The following is an 18,451-nucleotide window of genomic DNA, read 5'->3' on the forward strand; positions in this document are numbered from 1 at the left end:
ATTGACAATAAGTCACTCACATGTGATTCTGAACGTGCCTGAGCTAGACGGCGTCATACATACTAAGTTTGAGCAGGACAATTGCGGCCCAAGCCCCCGACGGGGAGGTCGCCGGAGGAGTAAGAGACCCATGGGTAAGATCATTGGAATTGACCTAGGAACCACTAACAGCTGCGTTGCCGTGATGGAAGGCGGCGAGCCGAAGGTGATTCCGAATGAAGAAGGCGGCCGCACCACGCCGTCTATCGTTGCGTTTACGAAGAGCGGCGAACGCCTCGTTGGTCAGGTAGCAAAGCGCCAGGCCATCACCAACCCCGAGAACACCATTTACTCCATCAAGCGCTTCATGGGCCGTCGTCCGAACGAAGTGAATGAAGAGATGAAGATGGTTCCCTACAAGGTGGTCGCAAAGGGCGACAACGTTGTGGTGGATGCGCAGGGCAAGGAATATACCGCGCCGGAAATCAGCGCGATGATTCTGCAGAAGCTGAAGAAGGCCGCAGAAGACTACCTGGGACAGAGCGTGACGGAAGCCGTCATCACTGTGCCTGCGTACTTCAATGACGCACAGCGTCAGGCCACCAAGGATGCGGGCAAGATTGCCGGTCTGGATGTAAAGCGTATCGTCAACGAGCCCACTGCGGCTGCGCTGGCTTACGGACTGGACAAGAAGAAGGACGAGACCATCGTGGTGTATGACTTCGGTGGCGGTACGTTCGACGTATCGGTGCTTGAAGTTGGCGAAGGCGTCATTGAAGTGAAGGCCACCAACGGCGACACCCACCTGGGCGGCGACAACCTCGATCAGCGTCTTGTGGATTGGCTGATTGATGAGTTCCGCAAGAAGGAAGGTCTGGACCTGCGCGGCAAGGGCAACGAAATGGCCTTGCAACGCCTGAAGGACGCGGCTGAGCGCGCGAAGATTGAACTCTCCACAACCATGGAGACAGAGATCAACCTGCCGTTCATCACGGCAGACGCGACTGGACCGAAGCATCTCGTGGAGAAACTGACACGAGCGAAGTTCGAGAGCCTCGTGGAAGACCTTCTGCAGAAGTCGGTTGGTCCTTGCAAGCAGGCGATGGCCGATGCTGGCATCGACGCTTCGAAGGTGGATGAAGTTGTTCTGGTTGGTGGACAGACGCGTATGCCGCGTATCCAGCAACTGGTGAAGGAGCTGTTCGGCAAGGAACCGCACAAGGGCGTGAACCCGGATGAAGTCGTTGCGATTGGTGCTGCGATTCAGGGTGGCGTTCTGGGCGGTGAAGTGAAGGACCTGCTGCTGCTGGACGTGACGCCGCTGACCCTGGCCATTGAGACGATGGGCAGTGTTGCGACGCCGATGATCCCGCGCAACACGACCATCCCGACGAAGAAGAGCGAAACCTTCTCGACGGCTGCGGACAACCAGACAGAAGTAGAAGTCCACGTTCTGCAGGGTGAGCGTCCGCTGGCAAACCAGAACCGTACGCTGGGCAAGTTCAAGCTGTCGGGTATTCCTCCCGCACCGCGTGGCGTGCCGCAGATTGAGGTTACGTTTGACATCGACGCGAACGGCATCCTGAACGTGACGGCGAAGGACAACGCCACGGGCAAGGACCAGAAGATCACCATCACTTCCAGCTCGGGTCTGAGCAAGGAAGAGGTGGAGCGGATGGCCAAGGAGGCCGAAGCTCACGCGGGCGAGGACAAGGAAAAGCGCGACGAAATTGAAGCGCGGAACCAGCTCGACAGCATGGTCTACAACGTGGAAAAGACCTTCCGTGAGAACGGCGACAAGATCAGTGGCGCGGAGCGCGGCGATGTGGAAACTGCATTGGCCGATGCGAAGCAGACGCTGAGTGGAACGCCTTCTGCGGCGGATCTGAAGGCCGCGAACGAGAAGCTGACTGCGGCTAGCCACAAGCTTGCCGAAGCCATGTACAAGGCCGGTCAGGCTCCCACGGACGGCGGTGCTGCCGCTGCGGGAACCACCGAAGCGCCCAAGCAGGAAGAGGGCGTGATTGATGCCGAATACGTGGACGTCGACAACAAGTAAGCTGTGACACTGACCAGACGGTCAGTGATACGGCAAAAGGCTGGAAGCCGGGGAACTGAAAAGAAAGAGGTTCCCTGGCCTCCTCCGAAAATTTCTACGGATTCGTAGAAATAAGAAACAAAGACACGAATCAAAACGTAGATTGCAGTGTCTAAATAAAGTGTGAATCGCGTTGCTGCAATCAGCGTGATTCCGGCGGAAGAGAAGGTGCTGCAATCACTGGATCGGAAGCCAAGTGACGAACACCGCCGCGCGTAGCACGGCGATGCGAATCGAACACGAAGAGGGCGCTCGAAAGCCAATCAGCGCATCGAGCGCCCTTCGTGTCTGCAAAGCAGGAAGTATCCCAGGAGGAGGGAGAACGCCATGAATACAGTGATCTGGAAATGCGAGCAATACGTCGCAGGCAAACTCCACGAGAAGACCATCTTCGAGAACGAACAGCAGGCGCGGGAGTTCGCACGCAAGCTCTACGACGTTCGTCCGGATACCATCCTGCGCATTGAACCCATGCCGATTCAGCACGTGTGGAACTAAAGTTTTCGCATAGAAGTTAAATGTCCTATACCGTCCTCTGAAGTGGCGGTATAGGATTTTCTTTTTGCCTCGTTGTGCTACAACAAAACAATTCATGGACAAGACCCAGGTAGCGGATAGGTCGGGCTATTCACCTCAAGAAGTTCCGTTTGCTGATAAGCGCTCTGGCTCACGTTATTTGGGCCTGCAGTGGGCGCGTATTGCAGCTTGTCTCATGGTGCTTGTGTTTCACGCCACCCTTTACCTCAACGACGGATACATCCGCATTTACTATCGGGGCGCCTCAGGCGTCGACATGTTCTTTGTCCTTAGTGGCTTCGTAATCTTTATCTCGTCACGCAAACTTGAGCTAGTTGTTGGAGGTTGGAAGATATTCGCACGACATCGTCTATTGCGAATTCTCCCTATGTACTGGTTAATTACCACGCTGAATCTGATCCTCCTGACGCTGGAAGCACATATGCGTGGTAGAGCCCTTCCTAACTGGCTTTGGGTTCTATGTTCTTACTGTTTCATCCCCTATCGCTCTAGTGCACTAGAGCCAGGGCCGGTCCTGGGAGTGGGGTGGACTCTTGAGTTCGAGATGCTTTTTTATGCCATCTGCACCATCTCTTTAATGCAGTGGCGCAGAATTCTTCCTTATACCTTTGTGCCTCTACTTGCGTTGGCAATCGGTTCGTTTTGGCGAAGCTCGTTCCATCTTGAAATCTTCCGCTTTCTTGATCCCGTGGTCCTTGAATTCGCATTCGGCATGCTCGTTGCGCGACTCTGTTATCAGCGGCGCTATTTATCAGCGTGGCTTGCAGGGCCTCTTGCAGTTGTTGCGTTCGCGTTGTTATGTCATTGGCCGTGGCCTCTGGGCAACCTGCACCGACTTGACGCTGGCGTACTTTCAGCAGCCCTCATCTACGCTGTCGCGTCCCTAGAGGATCATTTGCCGCGCACACCGCACTGGGTGTTGGTCATGGCGGACGCAACATACCTGCTTTATCTGATTCATGTGCCCATCCTGCTTGAGGTCAGTAAGGCTACTCAACGTCTTCATGTCCACCACCCCGTATTAGCGATGGCTTGTGCGTCAATGGTGTCTATTGTGTTAGCGGTTGTTATGCGACTCAAAGTGGAGGCGCCCATCTTGCGGTGGTTGCAACCACGAAGCGGGGCGGCTTCAGCCTGAGAGAGGTGATCTTGATGCCATCTCAGAGCGAACAGGAATCGAGAAAGTGCGGATAGAGGGGAGCAGATTGCTTCTGCGTGTCCAAATCACGTGGTCCAAGCAGCTATGGTTGATGGATCCGTAGGGTAAAAGTATCAGGGCGGTGCGGCCGTGGAGTAGACGGCAGTCTGCTGTTTGGCGTCCATGCATTGCAGGGAGTGTGAGAGATGCCGGAAGGCAATGAGATACATCGCTGGGCTGCGCGGCATAATGCGGCCTTCGCGGGACGCAAAGTGAATGTGTTGCCGGGGCCGAATCATCGCTTCAAAGATGCGCATTTAGTCGATAGCAAGAAGATGGTGCAGGTGCATGCCGTAGGCAAGCATCTGGGTTATGAGTTTGCGAACGGGCTTTACTTGCACATTCATCTTGGCCGCTTTGGCGATTTCACAGAGGGGCTCGGCCCACTACCGGAGCCAAAGGGAACACTGCGTGCGGTGATGCAACGTGCGGGTTCCAGCAAGGTATCGCGCAGTGTGAAGGGCAATGCCCATGCGCTCACAGGGCCGTACAACGGACCACCGGGCAAAGATGATGGCACGCAGCCATTCCCACCGGAAGATGTGGATTGGTGGGAGCTGCGTGGGCCTACGGATTGCTCTGTATATGACGCAGACAAGTGGCAGGCATTACTGAATCGATTGGGGCCTGATCCGTTGGCTCATGAGCCCGGTGGGCATGACGATCCAGAACGCGCCATCAAAGCGATCCTTTCAAAGAAGACAAGCATTGCTGAGCTTCTGATGGATCAGCAGATCATCTCTGGCATTGGAAATATCTATCGTGCGGAGCTGTTGTTTCGACATCGTGTGAACCCATTCACGCCGGGCGATGCAATGGATGCGAAGACTCTAAAGGCCATCTGGAAGGACGCCGCTGTCTTGCTGAAGGCGGGCATGGTGGATCGACGCATCGTCTGCACAAAGAAGAGCGATCGGCCATCGAAGCAGGAGCCTGCGCCGCGTGGCGAGGAGCATTACGTCTATCGGCGACACGGCAAACCCTGCTTTGTATGCGGCGAAACCATTCTGCGTAAGGACGTGGCTGGACGCACGCTGTACTGGTGCCCGAAGGATCAACACACCACAAAAGAGCAGACAGCCTCGGCCTTGAAACCGGGGATAAGCCTGCGTTCCCAGCGTATAAAGTGATTTTTGTTCTCGTTATGAGACACAGCAGCGCCGCTGAGTGACTTTCACTCATCTAATCTGGTAGCAAGAAGACAATGGCACCTACTCAGAACAAGGACTATTACGGCGCACTCGGCGTGAAGAAGACGGCCACCGCGGATGAGATCCGCAAGGCCTTTCGCAAACTCGCGCGCAAGTATCACCCTGACGTCAACCCCGGCGACAAGAAGTCCGAAGAGAAGTTCAAGGAAATCTCAGAAGCCAACGACGTCCTGAGCGACGAGAAGAAGCGCAAGATCTACGACCAGCTCGGCTTCTATTCCGACAACATCGACCCTGCGGCAGCAGAGGCTGCAGCGCGCGGTGGCTACGGTGGTGGCAACACGTACAGCGGAGGCCATGCAGGCGGCGGTGTGCCATTTGATTTTGGTGGATTCGACTTCTCTGGCGGTAATCCGCAACAGCAGACTGGCGGCGGATTCGGCGGTGGGTTCCGCGACATCTTCGGCAGCATGTTCGGCGGCGGTGGCGGACGCCAGCAGACACAGGCGGCACGCGGGCCGCGTCCGGGAACTGACCTGGAGTACCAGGTAGAAGTGGACTTCTGGACAGCCATCCGCGGTGGCACCACGAAGATTGAAATCTCGCGGCAGGAGCAGTGCGGTACGTGCAAGGGAACCGGTACGGTCGGTGCTCCGCAAACGTGTCCGCAGTGCAATGGCAGCGGCCAGATCACGCAGATGCAGGGTCGCATGAAGTTCAACGTTGCGTGTCCGCGCTGCGGTGGCACGGGGCGTCTTCAGCACGACTGCGGAACTTGTCACGGCGAAGGTACGGTCACGAAGCGTCAGACGCTGGAGTTCCGCATTAAGCCGGGCACACGCGATGGTCAGCGTATTCGTCTTGCAGGCAAGGGCAACGCGGGTACAGAAGGCGCGCCTGCGGGTGATCTATACCTCATCATCAAGTCGGGGCCGCATCCCGTGTTTACGCGCACAGGCGACGACATTCGCGTAACGGTACCAGTTATGGCGTTTGAAGCCGCGCTGGGAACGAAGATTGATGTGCCCACGATTGATGGCCGCACGCAGTTGAAGATTCCGCCGGGTACGCAGACAGGACAGAAGCTACGCCTGCGGGAGAAGGGTGTGCCGTCTGCTTCGCAGGAAGGCGTCCGTGGCGATCAGATTGTGGAAGTGCAGATCGTTGTCCCGAAGATTCAGGATGAGCGGTCGAAGGAAATCCTTCGCGAGTTGGCGAAGCTGAATCCGGAAGACCCGCGCGAAGCATTGTTCGCAAAGGTTTAGTCGCCAGAACGAATCAATGCACGTTGCAGCGATAAAGGCGGTACGGACACAGCATTGTGGTTCCGTACCGCCTTTTCCACGCATGTAACTCCGTAAAATCACTGTATGGGCCGTATTCGCGTACTTTCCGACCAGGTGGCGAACCAGATCGCCGCAGGCGAGGTCGTCGAACGCCCCGCCTCCGTTGTCAAAGAGCTGCTGGAAAACTCCATGGACGCGGGCGCCACACGTATCCGCATTGAGATTGAGGGCGGTGGACGCAAGCTGATCCGCATCGTCGACAACGGGCACGGCATGGTTCGCGACGACGCTATGCTTGCCTTCGAGCGTCACGCCACCAGCAAGCTGCGCAATGCAGAAGACCTGAACCACATCGCTACGCTAGGCTTTCGCGGTGAAGCGCTGCCGTCCATCGCGTCGGTCGCACGCGTGGAAATGGATACGCGCAGCGAAGAGGACGAGGTCGGTACACGTATTGAAATCGTGGGCGGCAACATGACAAAGGTGGAAGATGTGGGCGCGCCCACCGGCACCACCATCGCTATTCGCGACCTGTTCTTCAATGTCCCTGCGCGCAAGAAATTTCTGAAGTCAGAGCCCACGGAGTTGTCGCACGTTGCTGCGCTGGTTACGCATTACGCGCTGGCGCATCCGGAGAAGCACTTCGAACTGCACACTGCAACGAACGCACTGCTCGTCGCGCCAGCCGTCCGCGATGCCAGCGAGCGCGTCTTCCAGATCCTTGGTGGCGATGTTTCGCGTGACATGATTCCAGTTGCTGCGGAAATTGATTTCACGCGAGCAGGCTTGCCTGAACCTCCCCCCTGGCGACGCGAAGAGGATTACGTTCCACCGGCACCAGGCTTCCTGCGTGTGAGTGGCTTTGTCTCCAAGCCGGAGTTGCAGAAGCTCAATCGCGGTTCCATCTACGTCTTCGTCAACGGCCGCCAGGTGCGCGACCGCCTCATCCTGCACGCGCTTACTGAGGCGTACAAAAACATCCTCCCGCCCACATCGTTTCCGGTGGTGCTGCTCTTCCTGGAAATGCCCGCCTCGGAAGTGGATGTGAATGTCCATCCCGCAAAGACTGAGGTGCGCTTCCGGCAATCCAGTTTCGTGCATGATTTCGTGCGCGACGCGGTGCGCAACTCCGTATTGAAGGCGCGTCCCGCAGCCAGTTTCCTTGCTGCCGTTGCGCCGCCCATTACGCCGCGCGTGGGTGACAACTTCCTGAATGCAACGGAAGGCTTCGATCTTGACCCCGTGGTACATGGTCCCGGCCCCGGCAGCGACGCACCGTGGAGCGAACACCAGATCTCCGAAGCGGAAGCCCAGGATCGTCAACACGAACTGGAGCGCGTCAGCGATCGCATCGACGCACAGGATGCCGAAGGCTTCTCGCTAACGGCAAAGCCCACCGCGCCAGTCGCCGGTCGGTTTACCTTCCCGCTGGAATCCGATCCCGTTGTCCCGTTCAACGATCGTCATCCTGAGCAAAGCGCAGCGGAGCCGACGGGCCTGCATTCTCCCTTGCCGCCACAGGCATATCTGGGAAGCGATCCCCATAGCTCTACGCACCTGCCCATCGGTACCCCAAATCAAGCACCAGCAGCCGAACGCATTGAAGATACCGCCCGCCTCGACGGCCTTGGCGGCCTGCGCCCCCTCGGCCAGCTCCAGAACTCCTTCATCCTCGCCGTCAACGAGCAGGGCCTCTGGATCATCGATCAGCACGTCGCCCACGAACGCATCCTGTTCGAAAAAGTCCTGCGGGAGCGTCAGGTGGAAAAGGTCCAGCGCCAACGCCTGCTGATGCCGCTGCTCATTGACCTCGTCCCCGCGCAGATGGCCAATTTTGCTCAGATGGCGGAAGAACTCTCCCGCAACGGCTTTGAGGCGGAACCCTTTGGTCCACGCACATTGGCTGTAAAAGCCGCGCCAGTTGGCCTCGAAGGCAAGGAACTCGAACTGGCTCTCGCGGAACTCCTGCAGACGGACGACGATGCCCCGCAGGCCGACAACATGGAGGAGCGCCGCCGTCGTATCGCCGCCTCCATCGCCTGCCATGCTGCCGTGAAGATCAATATGCCCCTGGAACAGAGCAAAATGCAGTGGCTTTTAGACGAATTGGGAAAAACTGAGAATCCCATGGCATGTCCGCATGGCAGACCGATCGCTTTGCGTTATTCTCATAAAGAGATCCAGCGGGCGTTCCAGCGCATTTAGTTTGCGCTTCTCAGCATCGCCGCAGGCTTTGCGATCTTCCACGAACCATGCAGGTTCCTCTGGACAGCGGGAAGACGACACCCCGCCGGGACAGCATCTGAAAATGGCACACAGCCATTCCATGCTCCCCTTACATCGAATACAGAAGCACAGGCAGCAACGCGGGTCGTCTCCGCGACATGTTGTGCTGTGCATATGCGCATGCGCCCCAGATATCGTTCGGCGCCGGAAAGATAAGAGAATTCCACTCATGGCAACTTCGCCAGTAACCCCTACACAAAATCAATTGAAATTGGCTCGCGTGGCCCTTTGGCATCAGGACGGTAACGCCCTCCAGACGCTGGACGATCTCCGCACATGGCTTGATGAAGCCGGTATCGTCGCTTACACACCGCACGCCCAGTTCGCCGCTGCACCGCAGCCCAGCTTCGCAGAAGCCGTCCTCGGACGCCCGGAAAAAGGCTGGATTCCGCAGTCGGAAACTGAAGACACCGACGGCCCCAGCGAGGATGAATCCTACGCCGTTGAAGTGGAAGATGAAGAACCTGCAGACGAAGTAGAAGACATCGACGAAGACGACGATGAGCCTGCCGACGCAGTTGAGTTAGCTGGCGATGAAGCTTCTGACGATGAAGTGATGATCTCCAACGACGACGAGTTTGCGGAAGATGAAGGCGACGAGATCGCCGAAGAAGACAAGATTGAAGCCGACGCGGCAGAAGTCGCGGAAGAGGCTATTGAAGCACCGAAGGCCATCAACGGCTTCTCTCTGGAAGAGCGCGAAGAAGTCCGCCGCATGCTTGCCCGTCTCGTTGAGGACGGCACCGCTGTGCCGCTGAATCTCCTTGGCAACTCGCTCGGCGAGCCTGACTTTGTCTGCTCTGCACAGGCCTTCTCGTTCATCTACACTCTTCGCGGCGACAAGAACTTCAAGAACGAGCCCGCCCAAACCGGCGCAATGCGTGTTTCGCCGCTGGCAGCAAAGGTGTACGGGCTGCTGAAGGAAAAGGGTGCCATGGCGCCGCACGAACTGACCACGGAACTCGGTCAGGGCATCGTTGATTCCGCCGTCCTTCGCGCTCTGAGCGAGCTGTGGTCGATCCTGCGCGTTGTTCCCATTCCGCAGGCAGACGGCGAACCCGCCACCTGGGAAGTAGCCAGTGGCCGTTACCTGCGCCACATCAAGGCCGGTGCGAATGCAGGCCAGCCTACGGCTCTGTCGGCATTGTTATCGCTGTACTTGTCGCAGACGGTTGCTGCCACCAGCGACGAGATGGAAATCTTCCTCTCGCCTCTCGCGGCACGTTCGCGCGTCCGCGAAGTGGTCAACGGCCTTTCGGCATCGCGTCAGCTTGACTCCATCGTGATGGATGGCAAGACCTCCCATTTCCTCCCTGGCGCGCTGGACGGCTTGCCGGAAGACACCACGGAAGCCTCCACAGAGCCCGTGGTGCAGGCGCGTTCGCGTTATGAAGACGACGACCGCCGCGCCATGATCGAAGCCCGCAACGCTCGCTTCGCCGCTGAAGGTGGAGCACCGGAAGAGCGCAAGCCCTTCCGCCGCGATGGCGAAGAAGGTGGTTTCCGCCCCCGTCGCGAAGGTGGCTTTGCGCCCCGACGCGAGGATGGATTTGCACCTCGTCGTGAAGGTGGCTTTGCCCCGCGTCGTGAAGGCGGATTCACCCCGCAACGCCGCTCCGGCAGCTTCGGTGGCAATCGCGAAGGCTTCGCCCCGCGCAGCGACCGCGAGCGTCGTCCGTTTACCCGTCGCGACGAAGGCGGAGCAACCGACCGTCCCCGCAACGAATTCGCGCGCCCCTGGGATGAGGATCGCGGAGAGCGCAAGCCCTTCACCCCGCGTGAAGGTGGCGAGCGCCGTCCGTTCACACCTCGCGGTGATCGTCCCTCCTTTGGCGACCGCAAGCCTTACGGCGACCGCAAGAGCTTCGGTGATCGCAAGCCCTTTGGTGACCGCGAAGGCCGCGGCGATCGTCCGTTCACTCCCCGTGGTGACCGTCCTTCCTATGGCGACCGCAAGCCCTTCGGCGACCGCAAGCCCTTCGGTGACCGTAAGCCGTTCGGCGAACGCAAGAGCTTCGGCGACCGCGAAGGCGGCGAGCGTCGTCCCTTCACGCCTCGTGAGGGTGGTGATCGTCCGTTTACGCCGCGTGGCGACCGTCCTTCCTACGGCGACCGCAAGCCTTACGGCGAGCGCAAGAGCTTTGGCGACCGCAAGAGCTTTGGCGACCGCAAACCCTTTACCCCGCGTGAAGGCGGCGAAGGCCGTCCGTTCACTCCCCGTGGTGACCGTCCGTTTACGCCTCGTGGCGACCGCCCCAGCTTTGGTGACCGTAAGCCCTTCGGTGATCGCAAGCCCTTCACTCCGCGCGAAGGCGGCGATCGTCGTCCGTTTACGCCTCGTGAAGGTGGTGATCGTCCGTTCACACCTCGCGGCGACCGTCCTTCGTACGGCGACCGTAAGCCCTTCGGTGATCGCAAGAGCTTTGGCGATCGCAAGCCCTTCACCCCGCGCGAAGGCGGTGAAGGTCGTCCGTTTACACCTCGTGGCGACCGTCCCAGTTTCGGTGACCGCAAGCCCTTCGGCGAGCGTAAGTCCTTTGGTGGCCCGCGCAAGCCCTTCGGTGCAGACCGTGGCGGCAGCTTTGAAGGCCGTAGCGAGCGCGGTCGCTTCTCCGGTGAACCCGGCGAAGGCCGTCCGTCCTTCCGCAGCGGCGGACACTCGGCGGGCCCTGGCGGAGCCAAGTTCGGCGGCTCCGGCTTCGGACGCGACCGTAAGAGCGGCGCTCCCGGCAGCTTCGGCAAGCCCGGCTTCAAGCCCTCCCGCAAAGGCCCCGGCAACGGCCCGGGCCGCGGCGGAGCCCCCAAGCGCCGCCCGGAATAACCCAGGAATGCCAGTAAAAGCCATGACGCACATCAGGCGTCATGGCTTTTCTGTTTCTGGCCACATTTCGGCCTCTCCACCAAAGGCGTATGCTATCCGAACCGGGGATGCGTCCAACCGGTGTAGGTCATTGTTCGTAAGGGGTTCGTTACCTGATGCCGAAGTCGCTGAAAATCTCCACGCTGGCTGTTTCCGCTGTTCTGCTGCTCACCATGTTCCTGGGCGCGAATCTGCGTCGGGTGCATGCGTCCGGACAGGCGCAGGACGGCGCCTATCGCCAGATGCAGGTCTACAGCGAGGTCCTTCGCCACATCCAGTCTGACTACGTGGTCGACCCCAACATGCCCAAGGTGACCGACGCTTCCATGCGCGGCCTGCTGGAGTCGCTTGATGCGGAATCCAGCTATCTATCCCCGACAGAGTACAAGCTGTACAAGGAGCATCTGGGCAAGCCGCAGGCGGGCATCGGTGCCGATGTAGGCAAGCGTTACGGCATTGCCACGGTCATCTCCGTGGTCCCGGGCGGCCCGGCAGACAAGGCGGGTATCCACAGCGGCGATCGCATTGAATCCATTGGTGATCGCAGCACCATGGAAATGTCTCTGGCTGAAGTGCAGATGGCGCTGCAGGGCGAAAAGGGAACCCCCGTGGCGGTCTCCATGATCCGTCCCATGAAGAACGCGCCGGAAAAACTCACGCTGACGCGCACAGACAGCACTGCTCCCGCAACCGGCGAAGTCTTCTACGAAGGCGGCTCCATCCTCTACATCAAGCCCAACATCATCGACAAAGATCACGTGCAGCAGGTGGAGCAAAAGCTGAAGGCCATGGGCCGCACCAACTCCAAGAAGATTCTGCTTGATCTGCGTGATGTCTCCTCAGGCGATGACGCGGAAGCCATCCGCATGGCGAATCTCTTCCTCAAGTCCGGCACTATTGCCATGCTCGAAGGCCAGAAGGTCGCTAAGCAGACCTTTACCGCTGAACCCGGCAAGACCGTGAACGAGAAGGCCCCCATGGTCACGCTGGTGAACCGCGGTACCGCTGGCCCCGCAGAGATTGTGGCCGGCGCGCTGCTCGATTCCAAGCGCAGCGAACTGGTTGGCGAAAAGACCTACGGCGACGGCGCGCAGCAGCGCGTGTTTGAACTCGCTGACGGTGGCGCCATCATCCTCTCGGTGGCTAAGTATGAGACACCTTCCGGCAAGAAGTACCAGGACGAAGGCCTGACGCCCACCACCACCGTTGCCACAGCGCAGGAACTGGCGATGGCGGACGGTGACGAGGATGACGACAACGAAGCAGCCAGCACGGCCACGGTGAACTCCTCCAAGCCTGCAGCAGCCGCAACCACTGTCGCCAAGCCCGCAGCCAACATCGATGATCAGCTCAACAAGGCGCTGGATATTCTGAAAGCCAAAACAGCTTAATTTCCACAGAACGTAGCTCGAAGAGGCAGGGTTAAACCCTGCCTCTTTCTATTGGTTCTACGGGGACAGAATGGGCGTAGAACGCATCACACTTGGGTATCCGGAATCGGCACGAAACGCCGTTGACGAACGTGTTTCCCGGCGTTCGTTCGCGTCTAAAACGCCTGCCACCCCGTGCTACCGTTAGGATTGCCGTGCCCAGCCTGTTCACACGTCCGTCAGCGAATGATCGCAAATCTGCACCCGGCAACGGCAAAGGTCCGTGGCGTCCCCCTGAGCCCAGGAGTAAGTCTGACGGCAAGCCGCCCCGTCGCATCCCCTACGCGCGCACATGGTGGTTCCGTTATTTCCCCACGCGCGCCAAGGCACGTCGCGCCATCTTTTACAGTCTGCTCGGCTGCTCTGCGGTCTTCGGCTCACTCGTCGGCCTCACGCTGGTCAATACGGCTGATCTGCCGCAGATGGAGGACCTGGAGCATTACCGCCCGGCCACCACAACTGAGCTCCTCGACATCCACGGACGCACCATCGGTTCGTTCGCGTTGGAGCGCCGCGTCGTTGTCCCATACAGCGATTTCCCGAAAGTCCTGCATGACGCGATCATCTCCATCGAAGACAAGAGCTTCGATAAGAACGCAGGCATCAACCCGTTCCGCGTGATTGGTGCGGCCTATGTCGATCTGCGATCGAAGGGCCGTCGTCAGGGCGCATCCACGCTCACCATGCAGCTTGCACGCAACCTGTTTCTGACACTGGATCAGACGTGGAGCCGCAAAATTCAGGAGATTCTGCTCTCCGTTCAGATTGAACGTCACTTTACCAAGGAGCAGATCTTCACCCTCTACGCCAACCAGATCTATCTGGGCAGCGGCGTATATGGGTTTGAGGCAGGCAGCGAATACTACTTCTCCAAGAAGGCGAAAGACCTCACGTTGCCTGAGGCTGCATTGCTCGCGGCCCTGCCCAAAGGCCCCAGCAGCTACTCGCCGGTGCGCCATCCAGATCGCGCTCTGAAGCGTCGCAATCTCGTCCTCAGCGAAATGCTGGGCGACGGCTCCATCACTGAGCAGCAGTATCAGGAAGCGAAATCCGCGCCGCTGGGACTGAAGATTGAACCGCCCGCAAATACCATTGCGCCTTACTTCGTCGAAGAAGTCCGTCGCCAGCTCGAACAGGAGTACGGAGCTGATGCCGTCCACGGTTCCGGTCTGAAGGTCTACACCACGATGGACCTGGACTTACAGCAGGTCGCAAACAAGGCTGTACTGGACAATCTCGCAGCGTACGAACGTCGCCACGGATGGAAGGGCAAGCTAACCAACATCCTTGAATCCAACGGCGACCTGCAAACCTACCAGCACCCGGACTGGACAGACACCATTGAAAACGGCGCGTATTTCCATGCTCTGGTGATTGAGGCTACTCCCCGCCGCGTCATCGTCCGCATCGGCAAACGTTATGCCGAGATGACCGCCGCAGACTGGGCATGGACCACGATGGGCAACGGCGACAAGCTGCTGCAGAAGGGCGACATCGCCTACGTCCGCATTGAAGATGCCACCAGCGGCACCGCCACCATGCACGCTTCGTTGCAGCAGGACTCCGGCGCGCAGGCCTCGCTCATGGCCATGGACAACTCCAACGGCGACGTCCTCGCCATGGTCGGTGGACGCGACTTCAATCTGTCGCAATTCAACCGCGCCACGCAGGCCGAACGCCAGACCGGTTCCAGCTTCAAGCCTTACGTGTACACCACGGCGGTGGAACAACTCCACACCAAGCCCTCAGACATCATCGTGGACGCGCCCACCAGCTTCTACACGCCCAACGGCCCATACACGCCGCATAACTATGAGCCGAACTACGCTGGCCCCATGACCATCCTCAACGCCTTTGCTGAGTCGCGGAACATTCCCGCACTCAAACTCGCGAATCAGGTTGGCATCCGGAAGGTGATTGAAGTGGCCCACCGCTTCGGCGTCACGTCGAACATTCCGGCATTCCTGCCGGTGGCCATCGGTTCCGCAGGCATCAAGCTTTCTGAGCAGGTCGGTGCATACTCGGTCTTCCCGAACGACGGCATTCTCGTCAAGCCGCATGTCATCCGTCGCATTGTGCAGGCAGATGGATTGCCGCTGAAACAGGTATCGCCGCAGGTGAAGGAAGTCATCAGCGTTGAGACAGCGCGCACCATGATGACGCTGCTGAAAGCCGTGCCGCAGTATGGCACAGCCGCACAGGCGGGTGCTGTGCTGAAACATCCCATCGGCGGCAAGACGGGAACAACTAACAGCTACACCGACGCGTGGTTTCTCGGCTTCTCGCCCTCGGTCACATGCGGCACATGGGTCGGCTTTGACGATCCGCACCGCACGCTCGGCGAGAAGGAAACCGGCGCAAGGGCCGCGTTGCCCATGTGGATTGACTTCATGAAGGCCGCCATCGCGCGCAGCCCCAACGAGCAGTTCCCAACCGCCGCGAAGAAGACGCTCGCCGTGGATGCCGCTTCCTCATCCACAACGGATGAGACAACACCAGTAGTCAAGAAACCCGTAGCCCCGAACGACGATTCGGATGACGACACCGACGACTCCAGCGACAACGCAAAGCCGGCAGCAAAACCAGCGCCAGTCGTGCGTCCGGCGCCACCCGCAGACAACTCGAACGACGCCATGCCGGATGACTCCGCACCGACCAAGACACCCGCAAAACCCTCCGCGCCAGCAAAGGGCTACGTCGCATCGCCAGTGGGCCCATACAAACCCTACAGCGGCCCGCTACTGCAAAAGGGCCCTGCAGGAACGCAGGGAAGCTCCCCACCACCCCGTTAGCTTCGTTCGTGTACGCCTTCAATCCGCGTGTACGATTGGGTGCGCTATGGAGAGGGCTACAACGTGACGCTTCAGCATTCCCGCAGAACATTTCTGGTACAAGCAGCATCGGTGGTTGCGCTTTCTCTATCGCGAGCGAACACCGCGTGGGCCGCGGAGAGCAATCCAATTGGGCTGGAACTCTACACGGTTGGTGCGGCACTGACGCAGGATCCCGCGGGAACACTGAAGCAGGTAAAAGCTATTGGCTACGATGAAGTTGAGGTCTCCGGCTTTGGGAAACTCACCCCCAAGGCATTGCGCGCTCTCATTGACGATAGTGGCCTGAAGTGTCCCGCGGCTCATCTGCAGTTCGGCTTTGAAGACACGGCCAAGATCCTGCAACAGGCGAACGATCTTCGCGTGCCCTACGCAGCAAGCTCCATCCTGTTGCCTGAAGCGCCCACCGCAGGCATGGCCGGTGTTCTGGACAAGTTGAACAAGCTCACCGCAGACGACTTCAAGAAGATCGCAGAACTTGCCAACCGCATCGGCGAGCAGTCGCAAAAAGCTGGCGTTCAGTTCGCGTATCACAACCACGCGCACGAATTCCGTGACCTGGGGGGCGACAAGACGGGTTACGAGATCCTCTTAGCCGAAACGGATCCAGCGCTGGTGCAGTTCGAACTCGATTGCGGATGGATGATTACAGCGGGTGCGAATCCGGTCGACTACTTCCGCCGCTTCCCCAAGCGGTATCGCGTGATCCACGTGAAAGACTTCCCGGCATCGACTAAGGTCACCACGGTTATGGGCGGCCCGGGCATGCCTCACCCCACGCAACTTGGCGAGGGCCACATCGACTACAAACCGGTGATTGCTGCCGCGCGCACTGCAGGTGTACAGCACTTCTTCGTTGAGCAGGACCCGCCCATGACCGTCCACACGCCACTCGAAGCAGCCGCGATTGACTACAAGTATTTACGAAACATCTTCTAGCGGACGTTGTTGGACAGCGCGCGCCGCAAGGCAAACCACCGCTCTGCGCGCGCCACATCCTTGAAGATCTGCGTCTTCAGCGCTTCAGGATCAGCGAACTTCTGCTCACTGCGAAGACGCTTATGAAACGTCATGCGCAGCGGCGTCTCTTCCGTCAGGTCGACAGGATGAAAGCGTAGTAGGTACGTCTCCACGGCAAACGAATCCGGGCCAAACGTAGGCCGATTGCCGATATTCGTCACACCCTCAAACGTGACTGCATTGTCGCCTGAACCAATCCGCAGATCGGTGATGTACACGCCATGCGCAGGCAACAGATCGTCATAGTTAGCAAGGTTAATCGTCGGCACAGCATACTTCGTGCCATATCCACGTCCACGCGCAGGCGTTGAATCCACGAAGAACTCGCGTCCCAGCATGTGTCGCGTCGCAGTCATGTTGCCTTCTGCAACTGCCTGCCGAATGCGGCTGGAGGAGATACTCGCCCGGCCTGACTCAATCGCTGCAAACGTCTTCGCGGTGAAGCCAAGCTTCTGTCCCAGTGCTTCCAACGAATGTGTATCGGCTTCTGCTCCCGAACCAAAGCGAAAGTTCTCGCCCTCGTACACTTCCACGGCATGCAGCGTATCGCGCAGCACAGTCGTGCAGAAATCCTTTGCGCTGGTCGCGGCAAACTCACGCGTAAAGGGTAGTAACAACACTGCATCCAACCCTGTTTGTCCCAGCAACTCCAGCTTTACATCGGTAGGCGTAATCAGTTGCAGCTTGCGTTCCGGCCGCAGCACTCGCGAGGGATGTGGATCAAGCGTTACCAGCACAGCCTTCGCATGCAACGCGTGTGCCCGCGCAATCACTTCGCGAATCACCGTTTGGTGGCCGCAATGAACTCCATCAAAATTGCCAATGGTCACAACGGTGGTGCCAAGATCGGCGGGTACTTCCGCAAGGCTGCGATAAATCTTCACTGTGCAGCCTCATCGTTCTTGTGAATGTGGAAAGGAAGTCGCAACCCGTCATACGCCAGGCGAATCCCCGCAGGCAATTCCGCTTCGGTCTGCGTGTGATCCAGATCGTGCGAGATGTGCGTGAAGTACGTCTGCTTCGCTCCAATGCGTTGCGCAATGGCGATGGACTTCTCCAGGTGAGAGTGGCTGGGGTGCGGCTCACGTCGCAGCGCATCCAGGATCACCACATCCAGCCCCTGCAGACTCTCGTATGACTGTTCAGGCAGGTCGCTCATATCCGTAAGGTAAGCAACCGAACCAAAACGATATCCCGCAATCAAATGTCGCCCATGCAGTACGGGAATGCGCTCAATCGTTGCGCCAAACAGATCAATCGTCGTGCCCGGCTCGCCGCTCAACCGATGCAGATCCACGCGAGCGCTCGTTGGATAGCGGTCCTTCTTGCGGAAGGTGTAATCGAAGATACGTTCAATGATGTCGGCAGTGGGATCATCCGCGTACAGCGGCAGATTCGCATCCTTACCAAAGGTCAGCGGACGAAGATCATCAAAGCCCAGCACATGGTCCGCATGGCCATGTGTGTACAACACGGCATCCACGCGGTTCACGCCAAACCGCAGCGCCTGCATGCGGAACTCCTGCCCGGTATCCACCAGGACAGTCCGCTGCGTGCCCTCTGCATCGTCATAGCGCAACGCAACTGACGACCGCGTCCGATTGTTCTGCGGATCAGTCGACGTACACACCGCGCAGGTACAACCCAGCGTGGGCACGCCCATCGATGTGCCTGTGCCAAGGAAAAGCAACTCGGCATTCGGTAGCGTTATATTTGGCTCGTGCGCGGCGATCGGTCCGTTCCTTCTCGGCTAACAAAGATCAATGCAGATAGGA

Annotated in this window: 12 protein-coding genes; 10 read left to right on the forward strand and 2 right to left on the reverse strand. The window is 58.8% G+C overall.

Features of this window, described 5'->3' with window-relative positions; all coding sequences use genetic code 11:
- Positions 1-130 precede the first annotated feature (130 nt).
- From dnaK to JAO32_RS08580, 10 genes are all read left to right on the forward strand, one after another.
- On the forward strand, positions 131-2,038 hold the full coding sequence (gene dnaK, locus JAO32_RS08535) for a molecular chaperone DnaK (protein ID WP_334239456.1): 1,908 nt from the start codon (positions 131-133) through the stop codon (positions 2,036-2,038).
- 366 nt (positions 2,039-2,404) lie between these two features.
- The gene (locus tag JAO32_RS08540) at positions 2,405-2,575 is read left to right on the forward strand and encodes a hypothetical protein (RefSeq protein WP_334239458.1); all 171 of its coding nucleotides are present in this window, start codon (positions 2,405-2,407) and stop codon (positions 2,573-2,575) included.
- A 94-nt stretch (positions 2,576-2,669) separates the two neighbouring features.
- Entirely contained in the window at positions 2,670-3,752 is a 1,083-nt protein-coding gene (locus JAO32_RS08545) for an acyltransferase family protein (protein ID WP_334239461.1), read from the forward strand.
- A gap of 206 nt (positions 3,753-3,958) precedes the next feature.
- Positions 3,959-4,942 (forward strand): Fpg/Nei family DNA glycosylase, encoded by a 984-nt coding sequence (locus JAO32_RS08550; protein WP_334239462.1) that lies wholly within the window; start codon positions 3,959-3,961, stop codon positions 4,940-4,942.
- Positions 4,943-5,016: 74 nt separating this feature from the next.
- The gene (locus tag JAO32_RS08555) at positions 5,017-6,228 is read left to right on the forward strand and encodes a J domain-containing protein (RefSeq protein WP_334239464.1); all 1,212 of its coding nucleotides are present in this window, start codon (positions 5,017-5,019) and stop codon (positions 6,226-6,228) included.
- A gap of 105 nt (positions 6,229-6,333) precedes the next feature.
- The gene (gene mutL, locus JAO32_RS08560; RefSeq protein ID WP_334239466.1) at positions 6,334-8,454 is read left to right on the forward strand and encodes a DNA mismatch repair endonuclease MutL; all 2,121 of its coding nucleotides are present in this window, start codon (positions 6,334-6,336) and stop codon (positions 8,452-8,454) included.
- 250 nt (positions 8,455-8,704) lie between these two features.
- Entirely contained in the window at positions 8,705-11,356 is a 2,652-nt protein-coding gene (locus JAO32_RS08565; RefSeq protein ID WP_334239469.1) for a hypothetical protein, read from the forward strand.
- A 155-nt stretch (positions 11,357-11,511) separates the two neighbouring features.
- Positions 11,512-12,786, forward strand: a complete 1,275-nt coding sequence (locus JAO32_RS08570) for a S41 family peptidase (RefSeq protein ID WP_334239471.1) — start codon at positions 11,512-11,514, stop codon at positions 12,784-12,786.
- Between the two features lie 194 nt (positions 12,787-12,980).
- On the forward strand, positions 12,981-15,617 hold the full coding sequence (locus JAO32_RS08575; protein WP_443082583.1) for a penicillin-binding protein 1A: 2,637 nt from the start codon (positions 12,981-12,983) through the stop codon (positions 15,615-15,617).
- A 63-nt stretch (positions 15,618-15,680) separates the two neighbouring features.
- Complete coding sequence (locus JAO32_RS08580) at positions 15,681-16,595, forward strand: sugar phosphate isomerase/epimerase family protein (RefSeq protein ID WP_334239473.1); 915 nt, start codon at positions 15,681-15,683, stop codon at positions 16,593-16,595.
- Here JAO32_RS08580 and ribF read toward each other — a convergent pair.
- Both ribF and JAO32_RS08590 read right to left on the reverse strand, forming a co-directional pair.
- On the reverse strand, positions 16,592-17,560 hold the full coding sequence (gene ribF, locus JAO32_RS08585; protein WP_334239475.1) for a riboflavin biosynthesis protein RibF: 969 nt from the start codon (positions 17,558-17,560) through the stop codon (positions 16,592-16,594). The genes JAO32_RS08580 and ribF overlap by 4 nt on opposite strands.
- On the reverse strand, positions 17,557-18,366 hold the full coding sequence (locus JAO32_RS08590; protein ID WP_334239477.1) for an MBL fold metallo-hydrolase: 810 nt from the start codon (positions 18,364-18,366) through the stop codon (positions 17,557-17,559). Before JAO32_RS08590 ends, ribF begins: the two co-directional genes overlap by 4 nt.
- Positions 18,367-18,451 lie beyond the last annotated feature (85 nt).

Origin of the sequence: Terriglobus sp. ADX1 (assembly GCF_036877645.1) — a bacterium.
GTDB lineage: Bacteria > Acidobacteriota > Terriglobia > Terriglobales > Acidobacteriaceae > Terriglobus.